This window comes from Bacillus sp. FJAT-44742 (assembly GCF_002797315.1).
GTDB lineage: Bacteria > Bacillota > Bacilli > Bacillales > Marinococcaceae > Thalassorhabdus > Thalassorhabdus alkalitolerans.
Genome location: NZ_KZ454936.1, coordinates 674,951 through 699,978 on the forward strand (window position 1 = coordinate 674,951; position 25,028 = coordinate 699,978).

The 25,028-nt window shown below is 41.8% G+C and carries 26 protein-coding genes; 25 read left to right on the forward strand and 1 reads right to left on the reverse strand.

Features of this window, described 5'->3' with window-relative positions; all coding sequences use genetic code 11:
- Positions 1-16: 16 nt before the first annotated feature.
- The 9 genes from hemW (at position 17) to deoC (ending at position 10,553) form a co-directional block, all read left to right on the forward strand.
- Entirely contained in the window at positions 17-1,153 is a 1,137-nt protein-coding gene (hemW, locus tag CEF17_RS03430; protein WP_100398290.1) for a radical SAM family heme chaperone HemW, read from the forward strand.
- A gap of 104 nt (positions 1,154-1,257) precedes the next feature.
- Positions 1,258-2,292 (forward strand): heat-inducible transcriptional repressor HrcA, encoded by a 1,035-nt coding sequence (gene hrcA / locus CEF17_RS03435; RefSeq protein ID WP_157842912.1) that lies wholly within the window; start codon positions 1,258-1,260, stop codon positions 2,290-2,292.
- Between the two features lie 111 nt (positions 2,293-2,403).
- Positions 2,404-2,970: a nucleotide exchange factor GrpE gene (gene grpE, locus CEF17_RS03440; RefSeq protein ID WP_100398292.1), complete on the forward strand. Its 567-nt coding sequence runs from the start codon at positions 2,404-2,406 to the stop codon at positions 2,968-2,970.
- Positions 2,971-3,003: 33 nt separating this feature from the next.
- Positions 3,004-4,845, forward strand: coding sequence for a molecular chaperone DnaK (gene dnaK, locus CEF17_RS03445; RefSeq protein ID WP_100398293.1), 1,842 nt, complete (start codon positions 3,004-3,006; stop codon positions 4,843-4,845).
- Positions 4,846-5,034: 189 nt separating this feature from the next.
- Positions 5,035-6,156 (forward strand): molecular chaperone DnaJ, encoded by a 1,122-nt coding sequence (gene dnaJ / locus CEF17_RS03450; protein ID WP_100398294.1) that lies wholly within the window; start codon positions 5,035-5,037, stop codon positions 6,154-6,156.
- A gap of 338 nt (positions 6,157-6,494) precedes the next feature.
- A complete protein-coding gene (prmA, locus tag CEF17_RS03455; RefSeq protein WP_100398295.1) occupies positions 6,495-7,430 on the forward strand; it encodes a 50S ribosomal protein L11 methyltransferase in 936 nt (311 codons plus the stop codon).
- A 39-nt stretch (positions 7,431-7,469) separates the two neighbouring features.
- On the forward strand, positions 7,470-8,222 hold the full coding sequence (locus CEF17_RS03460) for a 16S rRNA (uracil(1498)-N(3))-methyltransferase (RefSeq protein WP_100398296.1): 753 nt from the start codon (positions 7,470-7,472) through the stop codon (positions 8,220-8,222).
- Between the two features lie 5 nt (positions 8,223-8,227).
- The gene (gene mtaB, locus CEF17_RS03465) at positions 8,228-9,574 is read left to right on the forward strand and encodes a tRNA (N(6)-L-threonylcarbamoyladenosine(37)-C(2))-methylthiotransferase MtaB (protein ID WP_100398297.1); all 1,347 of its coding nucleotides are present in this window, start codon (positions 8,228-8,230) and stop codon (positions 9,572-9,574) included.
- Positions 9,575-9,878: 304 nt separating this feature from the next.
- Positions 9,879-10,553 (forward strand): deoxyribose-phosphate aldolase, encoded by a 675-nt coding sequence (gene deoC / locus CEF17_RS03470; protein ID WP_100398298.1) that lies wholly within the window; start codon positions 9,879-9,881, stop codon positions 10,551-10,553.
- A gap of 66 nt (positions 10,554-10,619) precedes the next feature.
- Here deoC and CEF17_RS03475 read toward each other — a convergent pair whose 3' ends face one another.
- Positions 10,620-11,558, reverse strand: a complete 939-nt coding sequence (locus tag CEF17_RS03475; RefSeq protein WP_100398299.1) for a Na/Pi symporter — start codon at positions 11,556-11,558, stop codon at positions 10,620-10,622.
- Positions 11,559-11,791: 233 nt separating this feature from the next.
- On the opposite strand from CEF17_RS03475, the gene rpsU reads away from it, so the two are divergent.
- The 16 genes from rpsU (at position 11,792) to recO (ending at position 24,966) form a co-directional block, all read left to right on the forward strand.
- Complete coding sequence (gene rpsU / locus CEF17_RS03480) at positions 11,792-11,965, forward strand: 30S ribosomal protein S21 (protein WP_054635485.1); 174 nt, start codon at positions 11,792-11,794, stop codon at positions 11,963-11,965.
- A 15-nt stretch (positions 11,966-11,980) separates the two neighbouring features.
- Positions 11,981-12,424 carry a GatB/YqeY domain-containing protein gene (locus tag CEF17_RS03485; protein WP_054635484.1) on the forward strand — a complete coding sequence of 148 codons (444 nt, stop codon included), beginning with the start codon at positions 11,981-11,983 and terminating at the stop codon, positions 12,422-12,424.
- A gap of 320 nt (positions 12,425-12,744) precedes the next feature.
- Positions 12,745-14,088 carry an NfeD family protein gene (locus tag CEF17_RS03490; RefSeq protein WP_232725408.1) on the forward strand — a complete coding sequence of 448 codons (1,344 nt, stop codon included), beginning with the start codon at positions 12,745-12,747 and terminating at the stop codon, positions 14,086-14,088.
- A gap of 27 nt (positions 14,089-14,115) precedes the next feature.
- Entirely contained in the window at positions 14,116-15,135 is a 1,020-nt protein-coding gene (gene floA / locus CEF17_RS03495) for a flotillin-like protein FloA (RefSeq protein WP_054635483.1), read from the forward strand.
- Between the two features lie 41 nt (positions 15,136-15,176).
- Positions 15,177-15,746 carry a hypothetical protein gene (locus tag CEF17_RS03500; RefSeq protein ID WP_100398300.1) on the forward strand — a complete coding sequence of 190 codons (570 nt, stop codon included), beginning with the start codon at positions 15,177-15,179 and terminating at the stop codon, positions 15,744-15,746.
- A gap of 159 nt (positions 15,747-15,905) precedes the next feature.
- A complete protein-coding gene (yqfC, locus tag CEF17_RS03505) occupies positions 15,906-16,205 on the forward strand; it encodes a sporulation protein YqfC (protein WP_054635481.1) in 300 nt (99 codons plus the stop codon).
- Positions 16,205-17,398 (forward strand): sporulation protein YqfD, encoded by a 1,194-nt coding sequence (gene yqfD / locus CEF17_RS03510; protein ID WP_100398301.1) that lies wholly within the window; start codon positions 16,205-16,207, stop codon positions 17,396-17,398. Before yqfC ends, yqfD begins: the two co-directional genes overlap by 1 nt.
- Positions 17,399-17,400: 2 nt before the next feature.
- A complete protein-coding gene (locus tag CEF17_RS03515; RefSeq protein WP_385941939.1) occupies positions 17,401-18,378 on the forward strand; it encodes a PhoH family protein in 978 nt (325 codons plus the stop codon).
- A gap of 129 nt (positions 18,379-18,507) precedes the next feature.
- Entirely contained in the window at positions 18,508-20,676 is a 2,169-nt protein-coding gene (locus tag CEF17_RS03520) for an HD family phosphohydrolase (protein WP_100398303.1), read from the forward strand.
- Positions 20,673-21,134 carry an rRNA maturation RNase YbeY gene (gene ybeY, locus CEF17_RS03525; protein WP_100398304.1) on the forward strand — a complete coding sequence of 154 codons (462 nt, stop codon included), beginning with the start codon at positions 20,673-20,675 and terminating at the stop codon, positions 21,132-21,134. Before CEF17_RS03520 ends, ybeY begins: the two co-directional genes overlap by 4 nt.
- Positions 21,118-21,510, forward strand: coding sequence for a diacylglycerol kinase family protein (locus CEF17_RS03530; RefSeq protein ID WP_054635478.1), 393 nt, complete (start codon positions 21,118-21,120; stop codon positions 21,508-21,510). Before ybeY ends, CEF17_RS03530 begins: the two co-directional genes overlap by 17 nt.
- Positions 21,511-21,680: 170 nt before the next feature.
- Positions 21,681-22,433, forward strand: a complete 753-nt coding sequence (locus CEF17_RS03535) for a DUF502 domain-containing protein (protein ID WP_100398305.1) — start codon at positions 21,681-21,683, stop codon at positions 22,431-22,433.
- Positions 22,426-22,824, forward strand: coding sequence for a cytidine deaminase (locus CEF17_RS03540; RefSeq protein ID WP_100398306.1), 399 nt, complete (start codon positions 22,426-22,428; stop codon positions 22,822-22,824). The genes CEF17_RS03535 and CEF17_RS03540 overlap by 8 nt, the downstream gene beginning before the upstream one ends.
- Positions 22,817-23,722 (forward strand): GTPase Era, encoded by a 906-nt coding sequence (gene era, locus CEF17_RS03545; RefSeq protein ID WP_100398307.1) that lies wholly within the window; start codon positions 22,817-22,819, stop codon positions 23,720-23,722. Before CEF17_RS03540 ends, era begins: the two co-directional genes overlap by 8 nt.
- Positions 23,723-24,029: 307 nt before the next feature.
- The gene (locus CEF17_RS03550; protein WP_083465269.1) at positions 24,030-24,176 is read left to right on the forward strand and encodes a YqzL family protein; all 147 of its coding nucleotides are present in this window, start codon (positions 24,030-24,032) and stop codon (positions 24,174-24,176) included.
- A 43-nt stretch (positions 24,177-24,219) separates the two neighbouring features.
- Positions 24,220-24,966, forward strand: coding sequence for a DNA repair protein RecO (gene recO / locus CEF17_RS03555; protein WP_100398308.1), 747 nt, complete (start codon positions 24,220-24,222; stop codon positions 24,964-24,966).
- Positions 24,967-25,028: the final 62 nt, after the last annotated feature.

The following is a 25,028-nucleotide window of genomic DNA, read 5'->3' on the forward strand; positions in this document are numbered from 1 at the left end:
GAAGCGTTTAAGAGGTATGGCAAAATCAATATACATTCATATTCCTTTTTGTGAGCATATTTGTTTTTATTGTGACTTTAACAAGGTATATGTTGAAAATCAGCCAGTTGATGCTTACATTGACGCGCTGATTACCGAAATAGAAATGGTGTTTTTATCACAGCCTCCTGAGCAGATTGAAACCGTTTATATCGGAGGAGGCACTCCTACAGCATTGTCCTCGGCCCAGTTGGATAAACTGTTAAGAGCGGTAGATAAAATGCTTTCTGGTCAGCCTGTAAAGGAATATACTGTGGAGATAAATCCAGGAGGGGCGGATGCTGAGAAGCTGAAGGTAATGAGTCAGTACAGTATAAATCGTTTAAGCCTGGGAGTTCAGAGCTTTGATGATGACTTACTAAAAGCAATCGGCCGCACTCACCGTGAAAAAGATGTTTATTTTACAATAGAAGAAGCTAAGAAAAACGGCTTTAGTAATATTTCCATTGATTTAATGTTTGGACTCCCAAATCAGACGATAGAGCAGTGGAGAGAAAGTATTTTAAAAACAGTGGCTCTCAACCTTCCACATGTCTCTGCCTACTCTCTAAAGATTGAAGAGAAGACAATCTTTCATAACATGATGAGAAAAGGAAAACTGTCACTCGTTCCTCAGGATGATGAAGCAGAAATGTATGAGATTCTCTTGCATCAAATGAATCGCTCACTTCTTCATCCCTATGAAATCAGCAATTTTGCTAAAGAAGGCTATGAAAGCCTCCATAATCAAACGTATTGGGCAAATGAAGAATACTACGGATTTGGAGCAGGGGCCCATGGCTACTTAGCAGGAGTCCGATATGCAAACATCGGCCCTTTGCGACATTACCTATCGGCTGTACAAGAGAAGAACCTTCCAATTAAAGAAAGGCATAACGTTACTCTCCAAGAGAAAATGGAAGAGGAAATGTTTATGGGACTGAGAATGGATAAAGGCGTGGATAAACAGCGTTTTTTGAGAAAATATCAGAAATCAATAGAGGAAGTCTTTTCTCGTCAGCTTTCTTCCTTGGAGGAAGAAGATTTAATCACAAATGAGATGGAAACGATAAGGTTAACACAAAGAGGTAAGCTGTTAGGGAACGAAGTGTTCGAAAGGTTTCTCCTAATTTGATAAAATTAAGAAGGGTCATCGTTGACAAAAAGAGAGGCATTTGATAATTTAACATTAGATTTAGCACTCGTAATGAATGAGTGCTAACAGAGGTGATGAAGGGGATGTTGACGAAACGACAACTCTTTATTTTACAGGCAATTATAAATGACTATATACGATCTGCAGAACCCGTTGGTTCCCGTAGCATTTCAAAAAGGGAGGACGTTGGATACAGTCCGGCTACCGTTAGAAATGAAATGGCAGACCTTGAAGGGCTTGGTTTTTTAGAAAAGCCTCATAGCTCCTCAGGAAGGATTCCTTCCCATCAGGGATATAGATATTATGTGGACCACCTCCTCATGCCGCACCATTTGTCTACGGAGGAATTAACAGATATTAAAGCACTTTTTGCTGAAAAGATTTTCGAAACAGAGCACGTTATTCAGCAATCTGCACAAATTCTTTCAGAATTAACAAGCTACATTTCAATCGTCCTTGGCCCGGAAGTATTTGATACGAAGTTAAAGCATTTGCAGATTATTCCATTAAGTGATGAAACTGCGATCGCCATTTTAGTTACAGATACGGGGCATGTGGAAAAGCATTCAGTAACACTTCCAGAGAGTCTGAACAATTCAGATCTTGAAAAGGTAGTTAACATTTTGAACGAACGGCTGCAAGGAGTTCCGTTGTTTCAAATGAAACAAAAGCTGATGCACGAGGTAGCGGATGTTCTGAAGAATAATGTAGACAACTATAAGAGTGTCCTTTCCTTTTTAGAAGGGTCCCTGCAGACAGGAAAACCTGAGAAAGTTTTTTATGGTGGGAAAACCAACTTATTGGGACAGCCTGAATTTAAGGATGTAGAAAAAGCACGTCTTCTCCTTGAGTTCCTGGAACAAGACGAGTCTGTAAATCGCTTGCTTCGCGCCTCGCATAATGGAATTACAGTGAAGATAGGCCAGGAAAATAATATAGCTGCATTTGAAGACTGCAGCATCATTACGGCCACTTATTCCATAGGGGGAAAGCCAGTGGGAACAGTTGGTATTCTCGGGCCTACAAGAATGGAATACCCACGTGTTATTGGATTATTGGATCATTTGTCAAGAGACTTAACCAAAGTTCTTACTGACTTGTATCATAAAGGTCCTTAATGGTAATATTATCAATTGGTTATGGGAGAGTTCTCTCTCCCATTCCTTTATGAAAAGACGCTTGTTTATTCAGAGAAATGATAGAGGTAAGCACAACAGGAGGTGAACCTAGTGGCCAAAGAAGAACAACAAAATGTCAATGAAGAAAAAGAGGAAGAGCAGCCATTAGAAGAAGCGGAGACTGCTGAAGATGGCTTTAAAGTAGATGATGCTGGTGAAGAACAGGAAGACAACCGCCTCATCCAGCTTGAAAATGAAGTAAATGAATGGAAGAACAAGACATTGCGTGTCCAAGCAGACCTTGATAACTTCCGTAGAAGAGTTAAGGAAGAAAGAGAAACAGCAGCCAAGTATAAGGCTCAAAGTTTAGTGGAATCTCTACTCCCTGCTCTTGATAATTTTGAAAGAGCTCTTCAAATTGAACCTGATGGAGAAGAAGCGAAATCTCTGCTTCAAGGGATGAACATGGTGTACAGCCAGCTCAAAGAAGCTCTTGAGAACGAAGGAGTAGAAGTTATCCAAACAGAGGGCCAACAGTTTGACCCTAACCTTCACCAGGCTGTAATGCAAGTAGAAGAAGCAGGGTTTGAAACAAATGAGATCGTGGAAGAATTACAAAAGGGTTATAAGCTCAAGGACCGTATTATTCGGCCTTCAATGGTTAAAGTGAATGCATAATTACATAGATGAAAATGGACAGGAGGAATAAAAATGAGTAAAGTAATTGGAATTGACTTAGGAACAACAAACTCATGTGTAGCAGTTATGGAGGGTGGAGAAGCGACAGTTATCCCGAACCCGGAAGGGAATCGAACGACTCCTTCTGTAGTGGCTTTCAAAGATGGTGAGCGTCAAGTAGGAGAAGTAGCAAAACGCCAGGCCATTACAAACCCAAATACGATCCAATCCATCAAGCGTCACATGGGCACAGGCTACAAAGTAGAAGCAGAAGGCAAGGAATATACTCCTCAGGAGATTTCTGCAATTATCCTTCAGAAGCTTAAAAACGACGCGGAGAGCTACCTTGGCGAAGAGGTAACAAAAGCAGTTATTACTGTACCGGCATATTTCAATGATTCTCAGCGCCAGGCAACAAAGGATGCAGGGAAAATTGCCGGACTTGAAGTAGAAAGAATTGTTAATGAACCGACAGCTGCTTCCTTGGCATACGGTCTTGATAAAGAAGAAGATCAGACCATTTTAGTTTATGATCTTGGCGGCGGAACATTTGACGTATCTGTTCTAGAGCTTGGCGATGGATTTTTCGAAGTTAAATCTACATCTGGCGATAACAAGCTGGGCGGAGATGACTTTGACCAAGTCATCATTGATCATTTAGTGGCTGAATTCAAAAAAGAAAACGGGATTGATCTTTCACAGGATAAAATGGCTATGCAGCGCTTAAAAGACGCAGCTGAAAAAGCGAAAAAAGACCTTTCCGGAGTATCACAGACACAAATTTCATTGCCGTTTATTACTGCTGATTCAAGCGGTCCAAAACATTTAGAGCTTTCATTGACTCGTGCGAAGTTTGAAGAGCTTTCTTCCCACCTTGTTGAAAGAACAATGGGACCTACCCGCCGTGCAATGCAAGATGCAGGCTTGAGCGCATCTGAGATCGACAAAGTCATTTTAGTCGGAGGCTCCACTCGTATTCCGGCTGTACAAGAAGAAATTAAAAAGCTGACAGGAAAAGATGCACACAAAGGTGTAAACCCTGATGAAGTCGTTGCTCTTGGTGCTGCTGTGCAGGCAGGGGTGCTTTCCGGCGATGTAAAAGACGTAGTTCTTCTGGACGTAACTCCTTTATCTTTAGGAATTGAAACAATGGGTGGAGTAAATACAAAACTGATTGAAAGAAATACAACAATTCCAACAAGTAAATCTCAAGTATTCTCAACAGCTGCTGATAACCAGCCTTCAGTAGATATTCACGTTCTTCAAGGTGAGCGTGAAATGGCAGCGGATAACAAAACGTTAGGACGTTTTCAATTGACGGATATTCCTCCGGCTCCTCGTGGCGTGCCGCAAATTGAAGTAACATTTGATATTGATGCCAACGGTATTGTTAATGTCCGTGCCAAAGATTTAGGAACAAATAAAGAACAGTCTATCACGATCACTTCTTCTTCTGGCCTTTCTGATGAAGAAATCGAAAATATGGTTAAGGAAGCCGAAGAAAATGCTGAAGAAGATAAAAAGCGTAAAGAAGCAGTGGAAGTAAGAAATGAAGCAGACCAGCTTGTCTTCACTACTGAAAAAACATTGAAGGATCTTGGCGACAACGTTGAGCAGGCTGAAATTGATAAAGCGGAAGCCGCAAAGGAAAAAGTTAAGACTGCTCTTGAAGGAGAAGACGTTGAAGCGATTAAATCTGCTAAGGATGAACTGCAAGAAGTAGTGCAGGAGCTGTCTACCAAGTTGTATGAGCAAGCTGCTCAGCAAGCCCAGCAAGCTCAAGGAGAGCAGGGAGCAGACGGAGCTCAGCAAGACGACAATGTAGTAGACGCAGATTACGAAGAGGTAAACGACGACGATAAAAACAATAAATAATATCCTGGAAATAGAAAAAGTAAAAAGTCAAAGTCAGGGTCTCTTGGCTTTGACTTTTTTCAGGTATCATGACGCTTAGCAGATTCAAACACAAAAGGGAAACCTGGCTAATCCTTTAAGCAGGTTGATTGGCTTTTTGTTAGAATGATATGATTAGCGTTATGGAATAGAATACGGGAGTGTTGAGGAATGAGTAAACGAGATTACTACGAAGTTCTAGGTGTCAGTAAGGAAGCATCTACTGATGAAGTGAAAAAAGCATATCGAAAGCTCGCCCGTAAATATCACCCGGATGTAAACAAAGAACCAGATGCGGAAGAGAAGTTCAAAGAGGTTAAGGAAGCTTATGATACGTTAAGCGATCCTCAAAAGAAATCCAATTATGACCGTTTCGGCCATGCAGATCCTAACCAGGGGTTTGGAGGAGCAGGCGGAGCTGGAGACTTTGGCGGTTTTGGGGATATTTTCGATATGTTCTTTGGCGGAGGAGGAGGAAGACGGGATCCTAATGCACCACGCCAAGGAGCCGATTTGCAGTATACGATGACGATTGAATTTAAAGAAGCTGTATTTGGAAAAGAAACCGAAATTGAGATTCCTAGGGAAGAAGCATGTAATACATGCTCTGGCTCTGGAGCAAAGCCGGGAACCAAGCCAGAAACCTGTTCAAAATGTGGCGGAGCCGGCCAGCTTAACATTGAACAGAACACACCGTTTGGACGAGTCGTGAACCGAAGAGTATGTGATCAATGTGAAGGTACGGGCAAAACAATCAAGGATAAATGTAACACTTGCGGTGGAGCAGGTAAGGTCCGCAGACGCAAGAAGATCAATATCCAGGTTCCGGCAGGCGTGGATCACGGCCAGCAAATCCGGGTAGCCGGTCAAGGAGAAGGCGGGAAAAATGGCGGTCCTTCCGGGGATCTTTATGTAGTATTTAATGTCCGTCCCCATGAATTCTTTAAGCGTGACGGCGACGATATATACTGTGATATGCCTCTCACCTTTACCCAGGTAGCTTTGGGGGATGAAATTGAAGTGCCGACTCTTCATGGAAGAGTCAAGCAGAAAATCCCTGCTGGCACGCAGTCCGGCGTGCAATTTAGGCTCCGGGGAAAAGGAGTGCCAAACGTTCACGGCCGCGGATACGGGGATCAATTTGTGAAGGTACAGGTTGTTACTCCAAAGAAGCTTACAGAAAAGCAGAAGGAACTGCTTAGAGAGTTTTCAGAGATAAGCGGTGATGCACATGCCGATGAGCAAAATGATAATTTCTTCGCAAAAGTAAAAAGAGCTTTTCGAGGAGAGTAAAGGCTTTGTGAAAGGGGAAGGTTGAGTTTTTAAAAGTTGTTCCTACGGGGAGAGTATTAGGCATGAGCCGGAGTTCACGAAGGTGGTTTTTCCCGAGAAAGCTGAAGCTTGCCCTTTAGTATAAGGGAGTGTCTTTTAACAAAATTCAACTACAAGACCTAAACAAAGGCCTTTTAAACAGAAAATGGATAGCAAAGAAAAAGCGGAACACTCTTTCTTTAACGTCATGCGTTTTAAGGGAGAGCCCGCATTTTTCTTTATTATAAAGCTGTGCTGAATTCCCCAGGACACTTTGAATTTTCTTTTGATAATCCTGGGCAAATATGGAGTTGATAATAATGAAATGGATGGAATGCAGTGTGCATACGACTCCACAAGCAATCGAGCCGGTATCAAGTATTTTAAATGATAGTGGAGCAAGTGGCGTGGTGATAGAGGATACTGCCGACTTAACAAAAAAATGGGAGGGGGCAGAAGATGAAATTTTTGCTCTTTCTCCTTCCAACTACCCTGCAGAAGGTGCAGTTCTGAAAGCATATTTTCCTCTAAATGACAAATTGGAAGAGACAATAGAAGAGATAAAATTGAAGATTAATGGGCTCACGGATTATGGGATAGATGCCGGGAGCAGTAAAATTGAATTGTCCGAAGTTGATGAGGAAGATTGGGCCAATGAATGGAAAAAATACTATAAGCCAGTCAAGGTTACAGAGACGATCACTATTGTTCCTACATGGGAGAATTACACGCCTGATGCAAACGAACATATTATTGAGCTGGACCCTGGCATGGCCTTTGGCACAGGCACGCACGCTACTACAGTTCTCTGTTTGCAGGCACTGGAAAAAGAAGTGAAGAAAAACAATACGGTAGTTGATGTTGGAACCGGCTCCGGAGTTCTTAGCATAGCAGCAGCCAAGCTTGGTGCTTCGTCTGTCACAGCCCTTGACGTGGACGATATGGCAGTAAGCATTGCACAGGAAAATGCTCAGGTGAATAAAGTAGACAGCATTGTATCTGCCAGACAGAATAATCTTCTTAAAACAATTGATGAACAGTACGATGTGGTCGTAGCAAATATTTTGGCAGAGATTATCATTCGCATGGTTGAGGATGCCCGAAAGGTTATTAAGCCGGGAGGTACTTTTATTACGTCAGGCATCATAGCTGCAAAGAAGGATGAAGTAAAAAACAAACTTGAGAGCAGCGGCTTTGAAATTAAAGAAACCATAGAGCTTGAAGATTGGGTAGCTTTTATAGCTAAAACATCGTAAAATAAATTCGGCAATAATCGTCAATATGTGGAGGATGGCATGCAAAGATACTTCGTGAATAAAGAAGCCGTTTCAGATGGTGTCGTCACTATAACCGGTGAGGATGTAAAGCATATTTCAAAGGTTATGCGCATGGAACCTGGCGATCAGATTATCTGCAATGATAATGACGGTTTTTCAGCAAGGTGTGAGCTTAATGAGCTTTCCAAAGAAAAAGTGACAGCAAAGGTCATTGAGCAGCTGAATGTAAACCATGAACTTCCAGTCAATGTGCATATAGCTTATGGATTATCCAAGGGAGATAAGGTAGAGACGGTCGTCCAAAAAGGGACGGAGCTGGGTGCTTCCTGTTTTTACCCCTTTGCTGCTCAGCGTTCTGTGGTAAAATGGGATGATAAAAAAGAACCAAAAAAGCTGGAACGTCTTGAAAAGATAGCAAAAGAGGCAGCTGAACAATCTCATCGAGACTATATGCCTGTAGTAAAAGGCCACCATACATTCAAGGAGATTATAGAAACAGGGAAGCAGTTTGCCCACAAGCTTCTTGTTTATGAAGAGACTGCAAAAGAAGGAAAGCATCCTGTGCTGTTTCGCGCCCTTCAAGAAGTAAAACAAGGGGAATCTTTATTTGTTATTATCGGTCCTGAAGGCGGAATTTCTCCCCAGGAAGCTGCGGAAGCTGAAAAAAACGGATTTTTATCTGTCAGTCTGGGACCGAGAATCGTAAGAAGTGAAACGGCTCCATTATATATTTTATCAGCCATTTCGTATCATTTTGAAATATCGAGGTGAAGAAGATGCCAACTGTGGCTTTTCATACATTAGGATGTAAAGTAAATCACTATGAAACTGAGGCAATTTGGCAGTTGTTTAAAGAAGAAGGTTATGAGAAAGCAGAATTTGAAAAGCGGTCCGATGTCTATGTTATCAACACCTGTACGGTTACAAATACAGGGGATAAAAAAAGCCGCCAGGTGATCCGACGCGCCATACGCAGAAATCCTGAAGCTATTATTTGTGTGACAGGCTGCTATGCACAGACATCACCGGCAGAAATAATGGATATTCCTGGTGTTGACATTGTAGTTGGAACTCAGGACCGGAAAAAAATGCTTTCTTATATAGAGGAATTCAAGAAAGAGCGTGAGCCGATCAATGGAGTAGGAAACATAATGAAAGCCCGCGTTTATGAAGAACTTGAAGTTCCTTCTTTCACAGACCGTACAAGGGCTTCATTAAAGATTCAAGAAGGCTGTAATAATTTCTGTACATTCTGCATTATCCCATGGGCTAGAGGTCTGCTTCGTTCCAGAAACCCCGAAGATGTTATTACACAGGCAAAACAGCTTGTGGAGGCCGGCTATAAGGAAATCGTCTTAACAGGTATCCATACTGGCGGGTACGGGGAAGATTTAAAAGAATACAATCTTGCTGATTTACTTCGGGAGCTTGAAAAAGTGGAAGGGCTAAAAAGGATTCGCATTTCTTCCATTGAAGCAAGCCAGATTACTGACGAAGTAATCGAGGTGATTGATCAGTCCAATAAGATTGTAAATCACCTTCATATACCTCTTCAGTCAGGGTCTAACACTGTACTGAAAAGAATGCGTCGTAAGTACACGATGGAATTTTTCGGGGAAAGGTTAAACCGACTCAAAGAAGTGCTTCCGGATCTTGCAGTAACGAGCGACGTTATTGTTGGCTTTCCAGGAGAAACAGAAGAAGAATTTCAGGAGACATACGATTTTATTTCAACCCATAAGTTTTCAGAACTGCACGTGTTTCCATACTCAAAGCGGACAGGAACACCAGCAGCAAGAATGGACGATCAAGTTGATGAGGAAATCAAAAACACCCGTGTCCATCGCTTGATTGAGCTGTCTAATCAACTGGCAAAAGAGTATGCTTCAGGTTTTGAAGGGGAAGTGCTGGAGGTCATCCCGGAAGAAAGGGACAAAGAAAATCCAGAAAGCGGCCTTTTGACAGGGTACAGCGATAATTATATGAAAGTGAAGTTCGCAGGTACTGAAGATTTGATCGGGAAGCTCGTCAAGGTGAAAATTATCAAAGCAGGCTACCCATATAATGAAGGTGAATTTGTGAGGGTATTGAGTGAAGTGTCTCCTGAAACGATTTCCGGATAAAGCACAGTTTCATATGAAAGAGCGTCATACAACAGGTAGAGACAACATCTCTCTCACTTATAGAAGGAAAGATCTATTATAATGATATAAGACGGTGCTGCACCCCAAATGTTAGATGTAATAAACCTAACGTTTGGGGTGTTTGTCTTTGACAAAGGATATGGATGTACTCATCAAAACAAACCTTTGAAAACAATCAGACAGTCTGTGTGCCTTGGTATGACGTTTTTTCTTTCAAGGAAAATATGATAGGGTAATGAAGTACATAACAAGATACAATTCAGATTCAGAAAGGGTGGAAAATATGGCTATAAACGTAGCATCCATGATAGACCATACATTGTTAAAACCAGAAACCACTAAAGAACAAGTGATTGACCTTGCAAAAGAGGCAAAAGAGCACAAGTTTGCTTCTGTATGTGTGAATCCTGCTATGGTAGAAACAGCTTATGAGATATTAACAGGAACAGAGGTGAAAGTTTGTACGGTGATAGGATTTCCTTTAGGCGCTTCTACCTCAGAGACGAAAGCCTTTGAAACGGAGGATGCCATTAAAAGAGGTGCTGAGGAAGTAGATATGGTAATCAACATAGGAGCTTTAAAAGCGGGGGAAGATGAAGCGGTAAAAAAAGACATACTTGCAGTTGTAGAGGCCGCCGAAGGAAAAGCTCTTACCAAGGTTATCATTGAAACAGTGCTGTTAACGGAAGAGGAGAAGACAAGAGCCTGCAGACTTGCTGTTGAAGCAGGAGCTGATTTTGTTAAGACCTCTACAGGATTTGCCGGGGGCGGTGCTACCGTGGCCGATGTCAAGGTAATGAAAGAAGCAGTAGGAAATAAAGCAAAAGTAAAAGCAAGCGGAGGGGTAAAAAATTACAAGTCAGCTCTTGAAATGGCAGAAGCAGGTGCTGACAGAATCGGGACAAGTTCTGGAGTGGCTATCGTGACCAATACGAGTGGGGACAGCAAAGACTATTAACGATACCTCTTATATGTTTGAGCACTCGCAGGTGCGAGTACTCAAACAAACTGTGAGCCCGATAAGTTAAAGGCGTTTAAACAATCCATTATGAAAGAATTCTATAAGCTGGGCAATTCTGTAGGCAAAAGGGAGAAACAGCATAGAAGTCAGTACGTTAAACAGTGTAGCAGCATGAGCGAGCTGTACAGATGGATCCGGGCTTAAATAGGTTACAATAGTGGTAAAGGGCTGAAGAATCGGAATAAAAACCAATACACCAGCTATGTTAATCCAAAGATGTGCAAGAGCGGTTAATTTCGCTTCCTTTGACGAAAGTAGGGCTGCTAATAGTGCAGTCATGCATGTGCCAATGTTAGCGCCGAGCATTACCGTAATACGCGTGTCCAGCGTAAGCCATTCAGAACCAAGGGCTGTCATCATGAGCGCTGTAGAAGCTGTACTTGATTGAATAATGGCAGACAAACTGCTTCCTGCTGCCAGAGCCCATAGCAAATGGTCGTTTGCCTGAGAGAGAAGATCCGTAAAATAGGGCATAGTGGAAACCATAGGCCCTATATTTTTTAAGCTGTGCATGGCAACAAAAACGCAGCCTAAACCAAACAATACAGTACCAAGATGAAAGGTTTTGTCTGAAGGCAATATAAGCAAAACAGCCGCTGCCAGCAAAAGTATCCAGCCCATCTCCTCAACTGAAAAGGCGAGCATCTCCAGGGTGAGGCATGTACCGATATTTGAACCAAGAATAATGCCGATAGACTGGCGAAAAGTTAGAATTTTCGCTGAAACAAGACCAACAGTCATGACAATCACTGCGGAACTGCTTTGCAGAATCCCAGTGACAGCAGTTCCTAAAATAAGGCCTGATAAAGGAGAGGAGACCCCTTTTTGCAGCAGTTTTTCTATCTTATTTTTTGCTGCATTATTTAATCCTGTACGCAAAAGAGCAATACCAAATAGGAAAATTCCTATATAAACAAATAGTGTCGTCACCCAATCAAACATGAGATCCTCCCTTCCTTTTCATTTTTATGATAGGAAAAGGCTTGTCATGCTTGGTGAATCAGTATAAAATAATACAGTCTGCTTCTGAAATAAATAGTAGACATATGATTGCATTTTATATCATTTTGTTTTATACTTTGATAAACTATCCAATCACATTTTAGTGGTGTTTCTGCTAAAAAAACTCTTTAGAGTTTATTGGTGGTATTGGTTGTCCGGAGGGAGGGAATCAAATGGCTGAGACCCGTGTTCGCAAGAATGAGTCCATTGACGCCGCTCTTCGTCGCTTTAAAAAGACGGTTTCTAAAGAAGGCACAATGGGTGAAGTTCGTAAACGCAAGCATTATGAAAAGCCTAGTGTTAAGCGTAAGAAAAAATCTGAAGCGGCTAGAAAGCGTAAGTTTTAAGAGAGGTGCTAATCATTGGAACTCATGGAACGCTTGAATGAAGATATGAAATCTGCCATGAAGGCAAAGGAAAAGAAACGGCTTTCTGTTATTCGCGGAGTCAAATCTTCTTTGCAAAATGAAAAAATCAAGTTAGGCAAAGAACTTAGTGAAGAGGATGCTCTTTCAGTTTTGAACCGTGAAGTGAAACAACGGAAAGATTCCCTCCATGAGTTTGAAAAAGCAGGAAGAAATGATTTAGCAGATGAAGCGAAACTCGAGATTGAAATCCTGTCTGACTATTTACCTGAACAGCTCTCTGATGAGGAGCTGGAAACGGTCATAAAGGAAACAATTGATGAAGTAGGTGCCAGCACCAAAGCCGATATGGGAAAGGTCATGGGAGCCATCATGCCGAAAGTAAAAGGCAAAGCAGATGGCGGCAAAGTAAATCAACTCGTGCAGAAGCAGTTATCTTAAAATAAAATAAAAAGGCATCTCCACCATGGAGGTGCCTTTTTTTAAAGATGAAGTATCATTTGTGCTATATTGAAAAGATAGGATTCCGATGCCTTCACATCCTCGTTTTCTGTTTTATGAATTTTTTTATCTAGAGACACATACTTCCTTTATTCATACCCAATCTAATAATAAAGTGAAACAATATCTGCTGTCAGCCGTAGAGACACTAAAATGCCTTACTAGTTTCTTGTGAACAGGCTTTGTTCATGATTAAATTATAGTAAGGTTAATAAGAGTCATAACACAACTTTGTGATGGCGATAAAGCGAGGGGAAAATATGTTTAAAATGCTTCGTTTGTTTATATATCTCCTTCTTATTGCGACTGCACTCTTTTACCCGGCGGCAAGCTTATGGGCAGAAGACGAGGAGCAAAATGAGGAAGGGCCAATTGTTTATTTTATCCCAGTAGAGCAGACTGTTGAACGAGGATTAGAGGCTTTCTTACAACGATCCATTGAAGATGCAGAAGCAGAAGGGGCAGAATTCATCGTGCTTGAAATCGACACTCCTGGCGGGGCCGTTGATGCCGCAGGAAATATTGCTAATCTTCTTCAAGGAACAGATACTCCCCTTATTGCTTTTGTTACAGGAGAAGCAATGTCAGCCGGAGCTTATATTTCATTGAATGCTGATCATATAGTCATGAGTCCAGGTTCTAGAATGGGCGCTGCCCAGGTAATAGACGGAACCGGCAACGCTGCTGATGATAAGGCTCAGTCTGCCTGGGTAGCCAACATGATTAGTGCAGCAGAGTTGAACGACAGAGATCCTCTTTATGCACAAGCAATGGCCGATCCCCGTGTAGACCTTCCTGATTACAGGGCACCGGAAGGGGATTTACTGAGCCTCACTGCTTCGGAAGCATTGGAGGTAGGGTATGCTGAAGCTGTAGCTTCCAATCGTGAAGAGGTAGTTGAATGGATGGGCATCGAAGACGTTGTGGCAAAAGAAATGGACGTATCTTTTTCTGAACAGCTGGCCCGGTTTGTAACTCATCCAGTTGTTATCCCTATTTTACTATCCATGGGAAGCTTAGGGCTCATACTGGAGCTATACTCTCCCGGCTTTGGAATACCTGGGATTATGGGAATATCCGCGCTTCTCTTGTTCTTTTTCGGCCATATGTTTGCAGGTTTTGCCGGGATGGAAACCTTTATTCTTTTTGGGGCGGGAATCATTTTGATGCTTATTGAAATATTTGTGCCCGGATTTGGGATATTTGGGATCCTTGGTATTGCTTCAATGATTGGTGGAATGATCCTTGCTTCGTTCTCCACATTCAACATACTTGTTTCTATCTTGATTGCAGTAGCAGTGGCAGCCATAGCAGCTATAGTGCTCTTTAAGTTTTTTGGTCAAAGAGGGCCAATGAAAAAAATGGTATTACATGATTCTACGACTACGGAAGAAGGCTATATTTCAAGTGTTACAAGAGAAGAGCTGATCAATCAGACAGGAAGAACGTTAACTCCATTAAGGCCGTCAGGTTCTGTAGTAATGAACAATGAACGCCTTGACGTTGTGTCGGAAGGAGGATATATTGAACAGGGCAGGAAAGTTAAGGTAGTCGCCACTTCGGGTTCACGTGTTGTGGTAAGAGAGTTGAAAGACGAGGAATAAATTGTATTTTAGTTGGGAGGAAAGAAAATGCCAGTAGAGTTATCATTATTAATCGTAGTGGCTCTTGTCATCATTGCATTAGCCGTTCTATTTACGTTCGTGCCAGTAATGCTTTGGATCTCGGCACTTGCAGCCGGCGTAAAAATCGGTATTTTTCAATTAGTAGGAATGAGGCTCCGCCGGGTAATCCCTGCGCGAGTGGTTAACCCGCTGATCAAGGCAGAAAAAGCAGGGCTGAAGATTACCCTGAACAAATTAGAAGGTCATTACCTGGCTGGGGGTAACGTGGATCGGGTGGTCAATGCGTTAATTGCTGCACAAAGAGCAAACATTGAACTGACTTTTGAGCGTTGTGCAGCCATTGATCTTGCTGGAAGAGATGTTCTAGAAGCCGTTCAAATGAGTGTTAACCCTAAAGTAATTGAAACACCTTTTATTGCCGGTGTGGCAATGGATGGAATTGAAGTGAAAGCTAAGGCGCGTATCACTGTGCGTGCAAACATAGACCGTCTTGTCGGTGGTGCTGGTGAAGAAACAATTATTGCAAGGGTTGGGGAAGGGATCGTTTCCACGATTGGTTCCTCAGAGGCACATAAAGATGTATTAGAAAACCCAGATCGGATCTCACAAACAGTATTGTCTAAAGGGTTGGATTCTGGGACAGCTTTTGAAATTCTCTCCATTGATATCGCGGACATTGATATCGGCAAAAATATTGGAGCTGAATTGCAGACTGACCAAGCTGAAGCAGATAAGAAAATTGCTCAAGCGAAGGCCGAAGAGCGTCGTGCAATGGCGGTAGCTCATGAGCAGGAAATGAAAGCCCGCGTTGAAGAAATGCGTGCAAAAGTTGTGGAAGCTGAAGCAGAGGTACCTCTTGCTATGGCGGAAGCGCTTCGATCCGGTAACCTTGGCGTAATGGATTATATGAATATCCAAAATGTCATGGCCGATACTGACATGAGAGAAAATATCGGTAAAGCAACTGGAGAAGATGATAATAACTCATCTTCCGGCGATTCTAATAGCGGAAATCGCCGTTACTAAGTTGGGCAGCACCTTCCCTGAAAGGGCAATGAGGTGAGGATATGGAAGCGATCATAGAATTTATTTTTGCAAACCTCTTTATTATTCTCTTAATTGTCGGGGGAATCATCAGCATGATCTCCAGGCAGGGTGGAGGGAACCAACAAAGAGGACAAGGGCAGGGAGAGCAGCGCAAGCAGGGGGAAATAGATTGGAAAGAAATTTTCAAGCAGGAAGAAAATGATCCGGGACGAGGTCAGCCTTCCCCTCGTCCTACCCCCCCGGGCGGTTCTTCAGGTCCTCAGCAGGGCAGCCGAACGGCTGCTTCAGATCCTGCAGGCGTTGAGGAAGAGACCCGAAATGCTAAAAGTGAGTATGAACAGCGATTGGAAGAAATACAGCGTAGAAAGAAACAAGCAGAAGAAAAAATAGGTGAAATTTCGGATTCTCCTATTTTCGGAAATGAACTTTCTTCCCCTTCTTCTCAAAAATCGAAGGTGGATCTTCAATTCAGCCGTATTTCCAAAAAAGAAGCTATGCAAGGCGTGATTTGGTCTGAGGTTTTAGGGAAACCAAGGGCAAATCAACCCCATCGAAGTGCATCTCTTTATAGACGCCAGAGAAGAAGCTAAGTCGAGTGACTTAGCTTCTTTTTTTTATTCTCTGCTTTCGATATACAAAAAAAAGCGGGATCACAACAACCGGGCAGGAAAATCCCCTCTCAGTTTAATAATTGTGCTAGGTCCTGTTTTTTTTACATAAGTATGGTGGAAGAGGAGGGCGAGGGGACCATGAAACGATGGAAGCAGACATTCAAACAGTGGCTTACAAGAGAGATGGACCTTCCTGCCGATGTGTTAATGGACGTTCCGCGTATAACTATGATTGGTCAGCTGCATTTATATATAGAAAATCATCGCGGGGTGCTCCACTTTACCAAGACACAAATCCGCCTCCGCTTAACACAGGGAGAGCTTTTGGTAGAAGGGAAAGAGTTTGTGATTAAGTCAATCCTTCCAGAAGAACTGTTGTTAGAGGGAGTAATAGATAAGGTAACATATATTACTGAACAAAACGGTGGGGAGCGCTAATGAAAAATCAATGGATAGAGAGGAAATGGAACGGCACGGTTGTGATTAAGGTAGAGGGTCTTCACCCTGAGAGGTTTATCAACAGCTGTCTGCACCGCAGTATTCCTGTCTGGTCTGTTACAAAAGCAGGCAACGAGATGATAACATGTCAAGTTAATGTAAAGGACATTAAGCATTTAAGACAAATAGCAAAAGAAACAGAGTGCCGCTTCCAATTTCAAAAAAGAGAAGGGCTGCCTTTTTTGCTTCAATGGTTCAGAAGAAGGCTGGGATTTACTGCAGGAGCATGCTTATTTGTAGTTTTGCTGTATTTATTATCAAATATGGTATGGGACGTTCAAATTGACGGGGCTTCCCCTCAAGTAGAGCATGAATTAAGAAAGTTGACAGAAGAGATAGGAGTCACCAGGGGAGCGTTTCAATTTACACTTCCCTCTCCTGAAGAACTGCAGCTGCAAGTCACAAATGGCATTGAAGAAGCAACATGGATAGGAGTCGAAGTCAAAGGCACAACCTACCATTTTCACGTTGTTGAGCAAACTCTGCCTGAAGAAGCACAATATGTGAATCCAAGACATTTGGTTGCTAAAAAGAAAGCAGTCGTTCACGATATATTTGTTGAACACGGACAGGCTCAGGTAAAGCCAAACGACTTTGTAAACAAAGGGGATATGCTTGTATCTGGATTTGTTGGAAAGGGAGAATACACAAGCCTGGTAGCAGCGAAAGGCCAGATTCTAGGAGAAATATGGTACAAGGCTGAGGTGGAGGTTCCAAAAAAAGTTGTCATGGAAGGGCTGACAGGAGAGGAAAAAAGAAAGTACCTTATTACAGCATTCGATGTGGACATCCCTTTGTGGGGGTTTACAAGCAAAGAGGCATTTGAAAATGCGAAAGAAGAAAAAAATCAATCAACAATAACAATAAAAGGTTTTAATCTTCCCTTCTCATGGCAAAAAATAAAATATAGGGAGACAGAGCAGATTATAAAGGAAAACAGCAAGGAAGAAGCATCAAAAGTTGCTGAAATCATGGGCAGGCATGAATTACATTCAAGGCTTCCAGAGGATGCGGAAATAATTGGGGAAAAAGTTTTGCACGAAATTGAAGAGAATGGTAAAGTGAAATTAGTAATTCACTATCAGGTAATTGAAGATATTACATCGGAAGCACCGATCATTCAAGGGGATTGAGAATATTGACGGAAAAACAAGTCATCCAGCTTGATGTAAAAGATAGTAATGAAGCTCAAGCGTTATTTGGACCTGGTGATGTACATTTAAAGCGTATAGAAGAAAAGCTAGACGTCACGCTCATTACCAGAGGAGAGTCGTTAATGGTTGCCGGCACGAAAGAGGAAGCAGGTCTGGTTTCAAATGTACTTGAAGCATTAGTGGAATTGATACGCAAGGGAGTAAATGTCTCTGAGAGAGACGTGGTTTATGCTATTCAACTTGAGCAGGCCGGGCAGTTAGATCAGCTGCTTGATCTCTATCAGGAGAAGATAGCAGTTAACTCCAAGGGAAAACCTATTGTGGTTAAGACCCTTGGACAGAAAGAGTATATTCAAGCGATTCGACAGCGTGATATGGTTTTTGGTATTGGGCCTGCCGGTACCGGAAAAACCTATCTTGCAGTGGTCATGGCAGTGAACGCTTTGAAAGAAGGACATGTTAAACGTATTGTTCTGACACGTCCTGCTGTAGAAGCAGGGGAAAGCCTTGGTTTTCTTCCAGGAGATTTAAAAGAAAAGGTTGACCCATATCTTCGTCCGCTTTATGATGCTCTTCATGATATATTTGGTGTTGAGCATACTGCTCGTCTAATGGAAAGAGGAACCATAGAAGTTGCACCTCTTGCCTATATGCGAGGAAGAACGCTGGAAGATGCCTTTGTTATTTTAGACGAAGCTCAAAACACTACAAAAGAGCAAATTAAGATGTTTTTAACGAGACTTGGATTTGGTTCAAAAATGATAGTAAACGGAGATTTAACGCAAATTGACCTTCCAAGAGGTCAACAATCAGGATTGAAGGTAGCCATTGGTATTTTAAAGAATATTGAAGACATTGGGTTTATTTATCTTAAGCAGGCTGATGTCGTGCGACATACGTTAGTCCAGCGTATATTGGATGCTTATGAAACTACGGACCAATCCAAAAAAGAAAAGTAACATCTATGATCTTTCACAAGGCCGGTTCCATTTTGGGGCCGGCCTCGTCTTACATATTGACGGGGATACATGGTTTGTTGTCTACTGGCCTGTTTATTTGGAGAGGCTTTTGGTAAGAGGTGAAAAAGGTTGAAAAAGAGAACATCCATAGAACATGTTGGATGGTGGAAAAAAGTCAAAAATCAGCGCTATATACGAATTTTGCTATACGTCTTATTGGCTGTTGTTTTGTATGTATCCATGCTCGGCAACGTGATCCCTGACACCTATGAAGTGAGCCTGTCGAGTGTTGCGGAGGAAGATATCCGTTCTCCGGTCACTGTGGAAAATAAAGCTGAGACAGAGTCTAAATATCAGGAAGCATTAAATAGTGTGGATCCTGTGTACGTCCACAAGAGTGACTATGCTCAAAATCAAGTAGAAAAGGTTAATGATGTGTTTGAGCTCGTTGAACAAGTTAGAACTGAGGAAGTGCTGACTATTGATGGAGAAACAGTCACAGATCCGCAAATAGAAGACCAGCTCTCTTATATCCAAGAAATACTTTCATCCGGGTCTAACCGGGGGCTTTCTGAAGAATCTCTGGAAACATATTTAGACGCTACAGACAGTCAGCTGCAGATTGCCAGAGAAACCGTAAAGAACGCTGTCTATGAGTCCATGAGCAGAGTTATCGCTTTAGATGATATCTCCTCTGCAAGAGATGAAGTTGCTGAAAAACTAGCGCTCACGAGCGTAAATCAACGGCTATATGAAGCTATGCTTGAAACAGCCAGGATATCCATTACAGCAAATTATTTATACGATGATGAAGCAACGGAGGAACTGAGACAGGAGATGGTTCAATCTATTGAACCGGTATTGATAAGCGAGGGTCAGCTGATTGTTAAAGAAGGGGAAATTATTAATCATGGCGTCTATGAACAGCTGAGGCTTGCAGGTCTTCTTGATGATACCTTTAATTCTTTCCCATACATCGGCCTGGCTTTATTTGTTCTCCTGATTGTTGGAACCCTTGCTTATTATTTTAAAGAAGCTAATACCACTTTACAGAATAACAACAGCCATTTATTAATGTATGTTCTTATTTTTTTAGTGACTGTAGTGGTAATGAAATCAATAAGCCTCCTTGAAAATCTTGATATTGCCTCCCTGGAACTAATTGTTCCGGCAGCAGTAGGCAGTATGTTAATCACCAGTCTTATCCACTTTAGGGTAGGCCTCATGACCAGCATGATGTTTGCTTTGGTTGCCAGTGTCATTTTTAACCATGGTGCCGTAGGGACGTTAAATTTTACTATAGGGGTTTATATCTTATTCAGCTGTTTTGCCGGGGCTTTTTTTCTGGGAAAAGATAATCGTATCGTAAGAATCCTTCAAGCAGGGTTGTTTGTATCCTTAATCAATATCATTACTATTACAGCCCTTCACATGATGAAAGGAGGGTTTGGCAGCTGGTTTGATTACGGAACTGTCATTTCCTTTGCTTTTATTTCAGGTTTTTTTGCTGCAGTGCTTACCCTGGGGCTCATGCCATTTTTTGAAACCGGGTTTGGCATTCTTTCCAGAACAAAGCTCATTGAACTTTCCAGCCCTAACCATCCCCTGCTGCGTAAGATCCTGCTTGAAGCACCAGGAACTTACCACCACAGTGTGATGGTTGCAAATCTTGCGGATTCTGCCTGTGAAGCTATTGGAGCACATGGACTCCTGGCCAGGGTAGGTGCGTATTACCATGATATAGGTAAAACGAGACGCCCGCACTTTTTTATTGAAAATCAGATGAAGATTGACAATCCTCATAACAAAATTTCACCGCAATTAAGTAAAACGATTATCATTTCTCATCCATATGATGGTTCGAAAATGCTTAAGGAGTACAAGATGCCAAAAGAAATAATAGACATTGCAGAACAGCATCACGGCACAAGTCTGCTTAAGTACTTCTATTTCAAAGCAAATGAACAAAGTCAGCAGAAAGTCCCAGAGTCTCAATTTAGATACCCTGGACCTAAAGCACAATTTAAAGAGTCTGCTATTGTAGGGATCGCAGATTGCATAGAGGCAGCTGTCCGGTCGATGACAAAACCAACGCCTGATAAAATCGAACAGCTCGTTAAAAAAATTATTAGAGAAAGGCTTGAAGATGGCCAGTTTGATGAATGCGATCTGACGTTAAAAGAGCTGGACCTCATAGCTAAATCTATCTGTGAAACACTTCAGGGAACCTTCCATTCACGCATTGAGTACCCAGAGGAAGGGAAGAATAAAGGCAAGGACAAAGGAGGAAAAGAATGACCTACATCATAGACCTATTAGATGAAACGGAGAGCCTGGCTCAGGAGAAACAGGAACTGGTGAGACAAATAGTTGAATCTGCCTGTCTACAGGAAAACGTTCCAGCTGAAACAGAGGTTTCGGTAACATTTGTCGATAATCAGGCGATACAAGACATTAATCGTGAATACAGAGGAAAAGATTACGCAACAGATGTTATTTCTTTTGCTTTAGACGAAGGAGAAGAAGGTCCTGTTGATCCATCCGTTCCCAACCTTTTAGGAGATATAATCATCAGTGTTCCTAAAGCAGAGGAACAAGCTGCCGCCTATGGGCACTCCTTTGAAAGAGAGCTTGGCTTTCTGGCCGTTCATGGGGTGCTCCATCTATTAGGCTACATCCATGAGACTGAAGAACAGGAAAAGAAAATGATTTCCCGTCAGGAAGAAATACTGAATGCTTATGGGCTTGAAAGGTAAAGGCAACATAAGGTGGCGGCGACTATTTCACTCTTTTAGATTTGCTTCCTACGGGATAAAGCATGTAATCATACACGAACAAAACATGAGGATTCACCTGGCAGCTGGTATCTTAGTTTTGCTCGCAGGTTTTTTGTTAGGGATCCCAAAAGTTCACTGGTTACTGTTACTCCTCACTATAGGAGGAGTCTGGTCTTTAGAGATATTAAACACGGCCATAGAACGAACAGTAGACCTGGTTACCGATGAGTATCATCCATTGGCAAAAGCCGCCAAAGACATTGCAGCAGCCGGAGTATTTGTTTTTAGCTTGATAGCTGTCATTGTTGGTATCGTGATCTTCCTGGAGCCGCTTAGAAATTTATTTATAAAGTAAGCTCTGTGAAAGGTATTTGTTTTGTTCTTGTGCAGTCCTGCTGTTATCCCTCCCTGTCCGTAAAAAGAGACAGAATGCAGCAAATGTGAAGCGTACAAGCGTTCACAGAGCTATAAAAGTATAAGATCAGCTGCTGTTACGATAAAGGGAGAGGAGTCGAGAAAACATTCATGTGGAAAAGCTTTCAAAAAAATATTCTTGCCGGCTTGATATTTCTACTGCCTGCGATTGCTACAATATACGTCCTGCAATTTCTTTTTTCTTTAATTGATGCTTTTCTCGGTTCATTTATCACTGATGTCCTTCGGACGTTGAACGTCATAACAGTAGAAGATGGAAGCATTCATTTTCTGGGAATTTACACTCCCTTCACAGAACGTCTTCTCGGTATAGGCTTTGTGTTGACAATCATTTTAATCACGTGGATCGGTTCGATGCGTATCAAAGGCCAGGGAGCCCCTGTATTTACTTCCATTGACCGTACGTTTAGAAAGATACCGATTGCAAGCTCCATTTACACGTCGGTGGAGCAGGTCGTCCATGCGTTTGCCCAGGAACGCTCTTCGTTTCAGCGGGTTGTTCTGTTGGAGTACCCCAGAAAAGGCTTATATACCCTTGGATTTTTAACCGGGGAATCAAAGGGAGAGGTTCAGAGGCTGACAAATAAAGAGTGCATTAATGTTTTTCTCCCTACTACACCAAATCCAACATCGGGCTGGCTTGTCCTTGTACCAAAAGAAGATGTGAAAATTCTTGAAATGACAGTGGAACAAGGGTTAAAATTTATTATTTCAGGAGGTGTCGTTGTTCCTCCTGACCCAGAGACGCCACAAAGAGATACTTACGTTGAAGAAGATTTAAAAAACAAAAGGTTAGTCATTAACGTGAAGGGCAAGAAAGAAAGGAGAAATCGCGATGAATGATAAAGAACTTATCCAAAAAGCAATCGAAGCACGAAATAATGCATACGTCCCTTATTCACATTTCCCTGTAGGTGCTGCTGTGCTGACTGAAAATAAAGAAGTCTATATTGGCTGTAATATTGAAAATGCTTCATTTGGTTTAACAAATTGTGCAGAACGTACGGCAGTCTTTAAAGCGGTCTCAGAGGGAAGCAGCAATATTACAACAGTAGCCGTTGTGGCAGATACGGATGGTCCTGTTTCGCCTTGCGGGGCATGTCGCCAGGTGCTATCTGAATTTCTCCCTCCAAATGGTAAGGTTATATTAACCAATTTAAAGGGAGACACAGAAACGACCACGATCAATGAGCTGCTGCCAGGAGCTTTTGGAGCGGAGGATTTTTATGAGTAACCAGCCATTTAAATCTGGATTTGTAGCATTGATTGGTCGTCCTAATGTTGGTAAATCAACGCTTCTCAATTATGTCATTGGACAAAAGATTGCCATTATGAGCGATAAACCGCAAACAACCAGAAATAAAATCCAGGGAGTTTATACTTCAGACGATGCTCAAATTATTTTTATAGATACACCAGGAATTCATAAACCCAAACATCGACTTGGCGACTTCATGGTAAAAGCAGCTACCACAACAATCAAAGAAGTGGATCTGGTTATGTTCCTCGTCGATGCAACAGAACCGTTTGGCTCGGGGGAGCAATTTATCTTGTCCCGGTTGGAAAGCAGTTCAACCCCGGTGTTTTTAGTTATTAATAAGATTGATTTAATCCACCCTGACGAACTATTTGAAAAAATAGCATCCTATAAGGATCGTTTCCCCTTTGCAGAGGTCATTCCTGTCTCTGCTCTGCAAGGAAACAATGTTCCTACTCTCATTGATCAAATAAAAACCTACCTTGAGGAGGGGCCTCAATTTTATCCCGCCGATCAAATTACGGACCATCCAGAGCGGTTTGTGGTCAGTGAGTTAATCAGAGAAAAGGTTCTTCATTTAACAAGAGATGAGATCCCCCATTCCATAGCAGTAGGAATCGAAGAAATGAAAGAGCGGGAGGAAGGCACAATTTATGCTGCTGCCACCATTATTGTGGAAAGAAGCTCTCAAAAAGGAATCATTATAGGAAAGCAGGGGAAAATGCTTAAAGAAATAGGCCAGAGGGCACGGGAGGATATTGAAGCTCTCCTTGGCTCGAAAGTATTTTTAGATTTATGGGTAAAAGTACAAAAAGATTGGCGTAATAAAAAGTTCCATTTAAGTGAGCATGGCTATCGTGAAGACGAATATTAAGAGAAAAAAGACAATGGCAACATTTGGATGCCATTGTCTTTTTATAAAAAAATTATTATGATAATGTTAAATAAACATTGATAGTAATACTTTTTTGTTTTCAAAATTTTTTGTATTTTGGTGTAAAACTATACAAATAGGGAAATAAGAAACCATCAACTTATCAAACATTATATGTTATTCTTTTTTCTGTATTTTATGCGCAAGTAAAGTTGTCAATTTTTCCATAACATTGTTACAGGTAAACGAGGTCATCCTAAGAGTGCAGGCTTACTTTTAACTGCTTCAAAAAAGGAGTGTTAAGAACATGTTGGATTTCTCTTGGAAGGTATTTTCCATAACTGGGAATGTAGATACGTACCTATTGATTAAGGAGATTGAACAAGACATGGGAACTGAGGAGGCCCTGCCTCTTAGTGAGGAAAACACACCACTTGATAGTACACCGAATTAACCCTCGTTTGCCGTCACTTACGAAGAATGAGGAGAAGTAGTTTATGCTTGATAAAGCGGAAGGAATAGTTCTTCGCACCATTTCATATGGGGAATCAAATGTCATAGTCACGTTGTTCACGAGGGAAGCAGGTAAAATAGCCGTAATGGCTAAGGGGGCAAAAAAGCCAAAAAGCAGGCTTGCCTCCATTACTCAGCCTTTTATGTATGGAATGTTTTTATATTACAAAGGATCTGGAATGAGTACGTTAAGCCAAGGTGATCCTGTGAATTCCTTTAAACTGGTCAGGGCAGATATTAATAAAACTGCCTATGCCTCTTACTTTGTAGAAATGGTCGATAAACTCACCGAAGAGAAGGAAAGAAATCCTTATTTGTTCGAATTGCTTCTGCAGCTGCTTCAATACTTAAATGAAGAAATGGATGAAGAAGTGCTGATGCGCATCTTTGAAACAAAAATGACAGCAGTTGCTGGAATAAAACCTGAATTAGACCATTGTGCAAGCTGCCAGAGCAAAGAAGGGGAGTTTTCATTTTCCGTTAAGGAAGCAGGCTTTCTTTGCAGACAGTGTGTTCATATTGATGAAAAGAAAATTCCTATCAGCCAGCAGACCGTCAGGCTGCTGCGTCTTTTCTTTTATATGGATATCGCAAGGCTTGGCACAGTTTCTTTAAAGCAGGAAACAAAGGATCAGCTAAAGACTGTACTTGAGACATATTATGACGAATACTCCGGGCTTCACTTAAAGAGCAAAAGGTTTCTTAATCAACTTGAAAAATGGAAGCTGTAAGGACTTATAAGAAAACTTGACAGCCTATGAACCTTTCAAGTATGATTCAAATAAATTCATAT